We start from the raw sequence: 8477 nt of genomic DNA, 5'->3' as shown, positions 1-8477 counted from the left end.
GGCGGCCGCCCAGCCCGATGAAGCTCCAGAGTACGGCGCGCACCGCGCGCATCAGATTGAACATGGGTCCACTGTCGCGCAAACGGGGCAAAAAAAACAGATGCAGATCCAGCTCGATTCACCATATCAGATTAGAGTCCCCGCGAATGACAACGGCCCCCCGATGAAACCCCGATGAAGCGTTACGAAGCCCTGGCCGCCGACATCGAGGCCTCGATCCGCAACGGCACCCTCAAGACCGGCGACCGCCTGCCCTCCGTGCGCCACACGGGCAGCAGCCGCGGCGTGAGCGCCTCCACCGTGTTCCAAGCCTACTACCTGCTGGAAGCGCGCGGCCTCGTGCGCGCGCGCGACCGCTCGGGCTACTACGTGGCCGGCGGCGGCCTGCGCGACGCGCCGCCCGAAACCACCCTCACCTCGCGCCCCGCCGAGGGTCCGCGCGCGCTCGACGTGAGCGACCAGGTGTTCGACATCCTCGAAGCCAGCATGTCGCGCCAGGTCGTGCCCTTCGGCTCGGCCTTTCCGAGCCCGCTGCTGTTTCCGCTGGCGCGGCTGGGCCAGTTCATGGCGGCCAGCGCCAAGTCGCTCGACCCGTGGCGCACCGTGGACGACCTCACGCCCGGCAGCGCGGCCCTGCGCCGGCAGATCGCACTGCGCTACCTGGCGGACGGCCTGCCGGTGCCGGCCGAGGAGATCGTCGTCACCAACGGTGCGCTCGAAGCGCTCAACCTCTGCCTCTCGGCCGTGACGCGGCCGGGCGATGCGGTGATCGTCGAATCGCCCACCTTCTATGCGGCGCTGCAGGCGCTCGAACGCATGGGCCTGCGCGCCATCGAGGTGCCGACGCACCCGGGCGAAGGCATCGACCTCGACGCGCTGGCGCAGGCCATCGCCGCGCACCAACCGACCGCCTGCTGGCTCATGACCACCTTCCAGAACCCGCTCGGCAGCCTGATGCCCGACGCGAAGAAGAAGGCGCTGGTCGAACTGCTCGCGCGGCACGAACTGCCGCTCATCGAAGACGACGTGTACGCCGAGCTCTACTTCGGCGAGCGCCGTCCGCCGCCGGCCAAGGCCTTCGACACGCAGGGGCTGGTGCTGCACTGCTCGTCGTTCTCGAAGAGCCTCGCGCCCGGCTACCGCATCGGCTGGGCCTCGGCCGGGCGCTTCGCGCGCAAGGTCGCGCGTCAAAAGCTCACGACCACGCTCAGCACCTCGGTGCCCGCGCAGCTGGCGCTGGCCGACTACCTCGAGAAGGGCGGCTTCGACAAGCACCTGCGCAAGCTGCGCCAGACGCTGGCGATGCAGCAGGCCACTTTCGCGCAGGCCGTGGGGCATTACTTTCCGGCGGGCACGCGCGCCACGCGGCCGCTGGGCGGGTACTTCCTGTGGGTTGAATTGCCGCCGCAGGTGAATGCGCTGGAGATCCATCGCCTGGCGCTGGAGCGTGGCATCAGTGTGGCGCCGGGGCCGATCTTCTCGGCGACGCGCGCGTTCGCGAACTGCCTGCGGCTGAACTACGGGCATGCGTGGGATGCGCACAGCGAGCAGGCCTTGCAGACGTTGGGCCGACTGGTCGCGGACGCGGCCTGAGGCCGGTGAAGGTGTCGCCGATACTCGGCCGGTTCGCCTTGAATTCAAACAGGAAGACGCGATGAAGACTTCACCCTGGCCCTTCGCCCGCGCGCTCATGGTGGGCGCCACCGCTGCCCTGCTGATGGCTTGCGCGGCACCGCCGTCGACACCCGGCGAGTGGTCGCCGCAACCGCCCAACGCGAACGCGCCCTACCCGGCCGAATCGCGGATGAACGGAGAGCAAGGCATGGTGCTGCTGCGCGTGCGCACCACGCCCGACGGCCTGCCGGCGAGCGTCGAAGTGAAGGAACCGAGCGGCCACGCACGGCTGGACCGCTCGGCCGTCGAGACCGTTCGCACATGGCGCTTCAAGCCGACGCCGGACGACGGCACGGTGGTGTGGCGGGAAGTGCCGATCCGGTTCTTCATCACGTCGCCGCCGCAGCAGCCGACGATGAATTAGGGGCGGTGGAGAAGGCTCTGGGCAGGTGCTTTTTTTTCAGCCTGCAATCGTCCAGCCGCACCGGGTGGTTCTGTATCTGACAGGCCCCTATTCAAAACGAGCAAGGGCTTCGGCCCGATCAAAAGAACGATGTTTAACTTCACTCGACAAGCGACAGCCAAGAATCCGAAGAGCTCATTGCTTCGCCTCACGATCGCGTCCTGGTTGGCAGCTTGTTTTCTCTTGAGCGGATGTGCGATATCGCCGATCTCGCCTGAAGAGCGAGCGAGGAATGCGCCGAGCTCGCTGCAGTTGACCTCCGCACAGGGCGTGGTCTCTCTGAAGATGACGTCCAATCGCGCGCGGGTCTCCACGTACTTTAGTCAATGGTCCCGACTCTGGGTCAAGAACCTGGAGACTTCGGACCTGACGTCGCTCTCGAATCGTTCCGACTCCATCGAAAACCACAGCTTTTTTGTGGGTGCGCTGCCTGCCGGAACATATGAGATCCACAGCGTTGAGAGTTCAGCCTCAGGCATGGCCACCCTTACCAACTTCGCCGATGCCTCCGATGCGCTTCCAGGGTTCGCAGTTGCGGCCGGCCAGCTGACCGATCTCGGCACGGTCGCGTTCATACGCAAGCACTATCCCGTCGAGTCGCGGGAGTTTCGGTGGGGCATCGCTCCGGAGGCGCTCTTTGACAGACGAGCCGTCCTTCAGCGCCTCAATCCAACGCTGCGTGATCAGTTAAGTGAGCGGCCGGTCTTGGGATGGAGCGACGGTGACCGGCTTCGCGCACGCCGCAAGATCCATGACGAGTCCCGGGGATTGACCATGCGGGCTTCATCACCGTCGCTGCGGTCCGATGGCAGCGTTCTGTTCGGTGAATCGTTCGGTCAAATCGCCGTGCGAAGTAGACAAGGGACTTGGTCATTTCTGCAGACGCCGACCTCCCTGCCGATTCGGTCCTTGTATGTAGGTCGTGGCGGCGAGTTGTATGCGGGCTCTGACGATGGCATCTTGATGGTGCGTCGCACAGCCACGGGCAGTTGGGAGTCGATCGCGTTGCCGGTCAAGGATTCGTCCGTCATTCACGTCGGGCCGCTACCAGGCAGCAACGATGCACTCGTTGTGGTTCAAACGAGCGATCGATTTCTCGGTCTTTCTCTCGACGCTGCGGCAGACCGTCCCTTGAAGGAACAGTTCTCGAAACCCCGTGCACTCTTTGCGAACCCAATGAACGACGTGCGCGGATATGTTCTCGAAGCAAGCAGTCAGGTGCTTGTTGCCGTGGGAGGGTTTCAGAGCAAGACAGAGGTTCTCAAATACAGCAGCGCAGATCCGGTCTGGAGGGATGTTTCCTCGGGCGACGAGAACGTTCCTTCCAACTGGGCCTCCCTGAACGATGGAAGCGTCGGCCGCTTTGCTGGCATTCCGATGACGGGCATCTACTTCACGACCTCCCAGGACAATGGCAAGAGCTGGGAAAGGCGTGGCGATCTCAACTGGGCCAATGGCAGCTTGCTGTTTGTCTCGGAGAAAGTCGGCTATGTCATTCGTCTCGACTCCAGGGCGGCTTTTGATCCGGAGCTGATTGAACAGTCCGTGTGGAGAACCAACGACGCCGGTCATACATGGTCCTTGGCTGGTTCGCCAAAGACCATCGGCGGCGCCCTCGTCGCACTGGGCGGCACGGAAAAAATCGGCTATGTCGGCTTGAACGGTAGGTTCATGGTCTCGCTGGATGGCGGCAAGACCTGGCGTGCAGAACGCGTCCTTCCATAGCCCAACCGCCTGAGTTGAAATCGAGCGATTGAATTCCGCCAAGAGGTCGACTCAAGCCAGGAGTTTTGAAATTGGAAGAAGCACAAACAGCGTACTTTCTGGATCGCTACTCCAGAATGACTGACGAGGAACTCTCGTATCTCCTCGTTACCCGTGGCGACAGCCTCTCGGAGGAGGCTGGCAATGCGCTTCGCATCGTTCTGAGCGGACGCAACCCGAGTGGAATTCGCGAAGAGATTCGAGCGACGGCGGCCGACGTGGGAGCGCAAGTGCAACGCGCCAACGAAGATGCGCGCAAAAAGGCAGAGAGCGAGCGGGCGACTCGGACAGGCGTTCGTTTTGCATGCATCTGCCTCTTCGTCATCGGCCTGTTCGTACTGCTGCTCGGACCCACTGAAGGTGGCACCGCACTCTGTGTCGCCGCATTCGCGATCTTCCTGTACTTCGAGATTCACCGATTGATTCGACGCTTCTTTGCTGCGCTCTTCAATCCGGATTCCCGGTGAAACTGTGCCCGTTCGAAGTGCATCACATCACCAACGAACCGCAATCCGTGGACAAACCACTGAAACCCTTCGCCGTCGTGCGCGTCTTGAAGCTGCTCGGACCCGCTGATGTCTATGACGGATGGGGCGTCAACCAACGGCCTCCTGCTCCTGGAGACATTGGAACCTTGCTCGATGTGCTGTCAGCGCCCGGTCTGCCTGACAGGTATGTGGTTGAGAGTTCCCACGGCGACGGTATCTCGGTCTGGCTGGGCGACTTCCTTGCTGATGAACTGGAAGTCGTCCAAGAGAGTGACACGCAGCAAGACGCGGCCACTCGCCACTGAGAGTCGGCCGTGGCCACGCATCCTCAAGCCGCCACCGCCACCCCACCCCGCCGCATCCGGCTCACCCTGAACAACAGGAACGCCGCGATGCTCACGTTCACCAGGTTCCATCCGATGCCATTCAAAAAGGCCGCGTGATAGCTGCCCGTCAGGTCGAACACCTTGCCCGACATCCAGCCGCCCAGTGCCATGCCGAACAGCGTGAACATCAGCACGGTGCCCACGCGCGCACCGGCTTCCTTGGGCGGAAAGTGCTCGCGCACGATGATCGCGTACGAGGGCACGATGCCGCCCTGGAACAGCCCAAACAGCGCCGAGATCACATACAGCGGCACCAGCCCGTCGAAGGGCAGAAACAGCAGCAGCGCCACGCACTGCAGCAGGCCGCCCAGCATCAGCGTGCGCAGCCCGCCGATGCGGTCGCAGATGGCGCCCGACACCAGCCGGCTCACGATGCCGAAGCCCAGCATCAGCGACAGCATCATCGCGCCCTGCGCCGGGCCATAACCCAGGTCGCCGCAGTACGCCACGATGTGCACCTGCGGCATCGCCATCGCCACGCAGCAGGCCACGCCCGCCACGCACAGCAGGCCCTGCGCCGTGCCCAGGCTCAGTCCGAAGGGCCGCGTCATGTCGCGCACCAGGGTGCTGCCCGCAACGTGCGACACCGGCGCCGCTTCGGCCAGTGCCGGCGGCCGTGCGCGGAAGAAGAGCGCGAGCAGCGCCATCGTCACGCCGCAGAAGATGCCCATGCCGACGTAGGTCTGGCGCCACCCCACCTGCTCGACGAAGTGCTGCGCAATGGGCGGCCACACGGCGCCCGCGAGGTAGTTGCCGCTGGCGCACACGGCCACCGCGATGCCGCGCCGCTTGACGAACCACAGCGAGGTGTCGGCCACCAGCGGCGCAAAGGCCACCGAGCTGCCGAGCAGGCCGACCAGCAGCGCCTGCGCGATGGTGAACGACACGATGTCTTGCGACAGGCCCGTGGCGATGTAGCCGGCCGCGAGAAAGACCGAGCCCATCAGCAGCGGCTTCATCACGCCGATGCGGTCGGCCAGCTTGCCCATGAGCACGCCGCCGAAACCGAAGCCCAGCATCAGCAGCGTGTAGGGCATGGAGGCATCGGCGCGCGCCACGCCGAACTCGGCCTGCACGGCGGGCAGCATGACCGACACCACGTACATGCCGCTGCTGCCGACCGTCATGACCAGCAGCGTGAGCGCCAGGCGCACCATGGCGTAGCGCGAGTCGGGCTGGTGGACGATGGCTGTGTCGTGTGTCGTCTTCATTCTTTTTGTCTCCACGCATGCATCGGGCGGCGCATGTCGTGTGGCATTCTCGCGGAAGGCTGCGTCGCTTGCTGCGCACGCCTTCGAGAACCCAACGCATGCAAATCACCTACAGACAGGCCGTGCCTGAAGACACGCCCGCGTGCATCGAACTGCGCGGCCGGACACGAGAGAACGCTTTCTCAGTCGAAGACCTGAAGGCGCTCGGCATCACGTTGGAAAGCTGGCAGGCCAGCATCGCTGATGGCTCGCGGCCCGGCCATGTCGCGCTGGTCGACGGCGAGCTGGCCGGCTATTGCTTCGGCGACCGCGACACCGGCGAGGTCGCCGTGCTGGCGCTGCTGCCTGCGCACGAAGGCCAGGGCATCGGCAAGGCGCTGCTCGCGTTGATGGTCGACGAGTTCAAGGGGCTCGGCTTCCAGCGGCTTTTTCTGGGCTGCTCGCCCGATCCGCAGGTGCGCTCGCACGGGTTCTACCGGCACCTGGGCTGGAAGCCCACGGGCGAATTCGATGCAGCGGGCGATGAAGTGCTGGCGTACGTCCCGTCCTGAGACGTACCCCGTGGCCGGTGCGCGTCAACGCCCGGCAGCCTCAGCCCACGAACGGCGCGGGCATGACGACGACGACGCTCGACGACAAGGCCTTCGGCACCGGCACACCGGGCTTGCGCTTGCCGTCACAGGCCGCTGTCAGCAGGCCGAGACACAACAGAAGAACAAAGGCTGTGCTTCTCATGCGGCGCATGCTAAGCCTGCAACATCGCGCGTCAAGTCGGACGTGGCGCCAATCGGCATGGCGCCGCCGCTGTCAGGCAGCTGCGCAGTTCGTCACCGCTGCCGCCAGGCCTGCGTGCGCTTCAGCGCCCCATGCCCGGCCAGCGCGAACAGGCCGCGGCCGACGGCAGCCGTGAGCATGATGAGCGAGGCCATCGCGGCGGCGGGCGCCACGTCGCCGGCGTCGTCCATGTTGAGCACGGCGATGGCGGCCAGCGTGGTCTGCGGCGAGTAGAGGAACACGACGGCCGACACGGTGGTCATCGCGTTGACGAAGAAGTAGCCGGCCACGTTGAGCACCGTGGGCAGCGCCACCGGCAGGTGCACGCGCCACAGCGTGCGCCAGAACGGCACGCCCATCGATTCGGACACCAGCTCGTACTCGCGGTCGAGCTGGCGCAGCGCGGTGAGCGAGGTGAGGTGCGCCACCGAGAAGAAGTGCGCCACGGTACAGACCACCAGGATGGTCATGCCGCCGTAGATGCCGTGCAACGGGTTCGACGCCGCGTTGAAGAAGAAGATGTAGCCCACGCCGAGCACGAGCCCCGGCACCGCAAGCGGCAGGTTGGCCAGCAGGTTCAGCAGCTCGCGCAGCAGGCCGAAGTGGCGCGGCTTCTCCACGAAGTAGGCCGACACGAAGGTGGCGAGCGCGCCCGCCACGGCCGCGTACAGCGCGAGCCGCAGCGAGTTGCTGTAGCTGCCCCAGCCGCCGCCGTCCATGTTGCTGAAGTCGTAGTTCTTCAGCGACGGCGTGAGCTTGTAGGGCCAGTAGCTGGCAAGCGAGGCGAACACGGCCATGCCGATCATCACGACGATGGCGATGGCGGTGAGCGTGCAGAACACGAGCAGCGCGCGGTCGCGCGACTTCACGGGCTCTGGCTGGTACGGCGTGGCGCGCGCCGACAGCGCCGCGGCCTGCTTGCGGCGCACGCGGCGCTCGACGAGGAACGACAGCACCGCCGGGATCAGCAGCACGAGGCCGACCACCGCACCCATCTGAAAATTCTGCTGACCGACCACCTGCTTGTAGATGTCGGTCGCGAGCACGCCGGTCTGGCCGCCCACGACCTTGGGCACGCCGAAGTCGGTGATGACGAGCACGAACACGACCATCGCGGCCACGATGAGGCCGTAGCGCGACGCCGGCAACGTGACGGTGCGGAAGATGCGCCAGCGCGAGGCGCCCAGCGTCTGCGCGGCTTCGTACAAACGCCCGTCGGACGTGGCCATGGCGGTGGTGAGGATCAGCAGCGCATGCGGCAGCGTCCAGAACACCGAACCGAGCACGATGCCCAGCGGGCCGTAGATCGACACATCACCCAGCAACCCCTTGAACAGGCCCTGGTTGCCGAACAGGTAGATCAGGCTGATGGCCGGCAGCAGCGAGGGCGCGAGCAGCGGCATGAGCGCCACGGCGCGCAGCAGGCCCTTGGCGGGCATGCACGACAGCGTGAGGCCGTAGGCGTACACGTAGGCGATAGAGGTGCACAGCACGGCGCTGATCACCGCGAGGGCGACGCTGTTGAAGGCCGACTGCACGAGCGCGGGGTTCTCGAAGTAGCGCGCGAAGTTGGTCAGGCCTGCGAACGCGCCCGCGCGGTCGTAGAAGCTCTGGCCGACCAACGCGCCGACGGGGAGTGCGACGATCACGACAAGCAGCAGCACGACCAGCCCCACGGCGGCGCGGGTGAGCCAGCGTTCGCGGTCGAAGTGGCCGGCACGCGGCATCGCCACCGGCCGGACGGCGATGGCGTCGGGAGAACTGCTCATGCGTGTCT

The 8477-nt window shown here is 65.5% G+C and carries 9 protein-coding genes; 6 read left to right on the top strand and 3 right to left on the bottom strand.

All coding sequences use genetic code 11. The features are described from left to right. Nucleotides 1–174 precede the first annotated feature (174 nt). The 5 genes from AAG801_RS09780 to AAG801_RS09760 all read left to right on the top strand — a co-directional run bounded on the left by AAG801_RS09780 (nt 175) and on the right by AAG801_RS09760 (nt 4634). Complete coding sequence (locus AAG801_RS09780) at nt 175–1593, top strand: PLP-dependent aminotransferase family protein (RefSeq protein ID WP_341888217.1); 1419 nt, start codon at nt 175–177, stop codon at nt 1591–1593. 61 nt (nt 1594–1654) lie between these two features. Further along, complete coding sequence (locus tag AAG801_RS09775) at nt 1655–2038, top strand: energy transducer TonB (protein ID WP_341888216.1); 384 nt, start codon at nt 1655–1657, stop codon at nt 2036–2038. A gap of 129 nt (nt 2039–2167) precedes the next feature. After that, entirely contained in the window at nt 2168–3802 is a 1635-nt protein-coding gene (locus AAG801_RS09770) for a hypothetical protein (RefSeq protein WP_341888215.1), read from the top strand. Nucleotides 3803–3873: 71 nt separating this feature from the next. Next, on the top strand, nt 3874–4308 hold the full coding sequence (locus tag AAG801_RS09765; RefSeq protein ID WP_341888214.1) for a hypothetical protein: 435 nt from the start codon (nt 3874–3876) through the stop codon (nt 4306–4308). Continuing rightward, nucleotides 4305–4634, top strand: coding sequence for a hypothetical protein (locus tag AAG801_RS09760; RefSeq protein ID WP_341888213.1), 330 nt, complete (start codon nt 4305–4307; stop codon nt 4632–4634). Before AAG801_RS09765 ends, AAG801_RS09760 begins: the two co-directional genes overlap by 4 nt. Before the next feature lie 23 nt (nt 4635–4657). Here AAG801_RS09760 and AAG801_RS09755 read toward each other — a convergent pair whose 3' ends face one another. Continuing rightward, entirely contained in the window at nt 4658–5926 is a 1269-nt protein-coding gene (locus AAG801_RS09755; protein ID WP_341888212.1) for an MFS transporter, read from the bottom strand. A 98-nt stretch (nt 5927–6024) separates the two neighbouring features. On the opposite strand from AAG801_RS09755, the gene AAG801_RS09750 reads away from it, so the two are divergent. Further along, on the top strand, nt 6025–6477 hold the full coding sequence (locus tag AAG801_RS09750) for a GNAT family N-acetyltransferase (RefSeq protein ID WP_341888211.1): 453 nt from the start codon (nt 6025–6027) through the stop codon (nt 6475–6477). 40 nt (nt 6478–6517) lie between these two features. Here the strand turns inward: AAG801_RS09750 and AAG801_RS09745 are convergent, their stop codons facing one another. After that, a complete protein-coding gene (locus tag AAG801_RS09745) occupies nt 6518–6661 on the bottom strand; it encodes a hypothetical protein (protein ID WP_341888210.1) in 144 nt (47 codons plus the stop codon). A 92-nt stretch (nt 6662–6753) separates the two neighbouring features. After that, on the bottom strand, nt 6754–8469 hold the full coding sequence (locus AAG801_RS09740) for a putative 2-aminoethylphosphonate ABC transporter permease subunit (protein WP_341888209.1): 1716 nt from the start codon (nt 8467–8469) through the stop codon (nt 6754–6756). Between the last annotated feature and the right edge of the window lie 8 nt (nt 8470–8477).

This window comes from Variovorax sp. YR752 (genome assembly GCF_943372545.1).
Note: the sequence above shows the minus strand (reverse complement) of the source record. Positions and strands in the feature narration are given on the sequence as shown.